The sequence below is a fragment of the Azospirillum isscasi genome, from assembly GCF_030849505.1.
Classification (GTDB): Bacteria; Pseudomonadota; Alphaproteobacteria; order Azospirillales; family Azospirillaceae; genus Azospirillum; species Azospirillum isscasi.
Genome location: NZ_JAUJFI010000360.1, coordinates 1 through 1,170, shown reverse-complemented (window position 1 = coordinate 1,170; position 1,170 = coordinate 1). Strand labels below are relative to the sequence as shown.

Below are 1,170 nucleotides of genomic sequence, written 5' to 3'. Positions count from 1 at the left end.
TGCCGCGTCCGCTGCGCACGGCGGCCCGCCGGGCGGAGGAGTACGCCCGCGGCATGGTCACCGGCGGCACGCTGTTCGAGGAGCTGGGCTTCTACTACATCGGTCCGATCGACGGGCACAATCTGGAGCATCTGCTGCCGGTCCTCCAGAACGTGCGCGACGCCACGGACGACAAGCCGGTCCTGATCCACGTCGTCACCAAGAAGGGCAAGGGCTACGGCCCGGCGGAAGCGTCGGCCGACAAGCTGCACGCGGTGGCCAAGTTCGACGTGGTCACCGGCACCCAGGCCAAGCCCAAGTCCAACGCCCCGACCTACACCCGCGTCTTCGCCAACGCCCTGATCGCCGAGGCCGAGGCCGACCCCGCCGTCCTCGCCATCACCGCGGCCATGCCGTCGGGCACCGGGCTCGACCTGTTCGGCCAGCGCTTCCCCTCGCGCTGCTTCGACGTCGGCATCGCCGAGCAGCACGCGGTGACCTTCGCCGCCGGGCTGGCGACGGAGGGCTTCAAGCCCTTCTGCGCCATCTACTCGACCTTCCTGCAGCGCGCCTACGACCAGCTCGTCCACGACGTGGTGCTGCAACGCCTGCCGGTGCGCTTCGCGCTCGACCGCGCCGGGCTGGTCGGGGCGGACGGGGCGACCCACGCCGGGGCCTTCGACGTCGCCTATCTCGGCTGCCTGCCCGACATCGTGCTGATGGCCGCGGCGGACGAGCTGGAGCTGATGCACATGGTGGCGACCGGCGCGGCCATCGACGACCGCGCCTCGGCGCTGCGCTACCCGCGCGGCGAGGGGGTGGGGCTGGAACTGCCGGAGCGCGGGGCGGTGCTGCCGATCGGCAAGGGGCGGATCGTCCAGGAAGGGACCAAGGTGGCGATCCTCAGCTACGGCACCCGCCTGGGCGAGGCGCGCAAGGCGGCGGCGGAGCTGGGGGCGCGGGGCCTGTCCACGACGGTGGCCGACGCGCGCTTCGCCAAGCCGCTGGACGAGGAGCTGGTGCGCCGTCTGGCGTTGGAGCACGAGGTGCTGATCACCATCGAGGAGGGCTCGGTCGGCGGCTTCGGCAGCTTCGTGCTGCAATACCTCGCGATGGCCGGCCTGCTGGATGGCGGGCTGAAGATCCGCCCGATGGTCCTGCCCGACCGTTTCCTCGACCATGACAGCCCGG

The 1,170-nt window shown here is 71.8% G+C and carries 1 protein-coding gene; it reads left to right on the top strand.

Features of this window, described 5'->3' with window-relative positions; translation table 11 throughout:
* A partial coding sequence (dxs, locus tag QSG27_RS28990) for a 1-deoxy-D-xylulose-5-phosphate synthase (RefSeq protein ID WP_306712320.1) occupies positions 1–1,170 on the top strand: 1,170 nt, incomplete at both ends.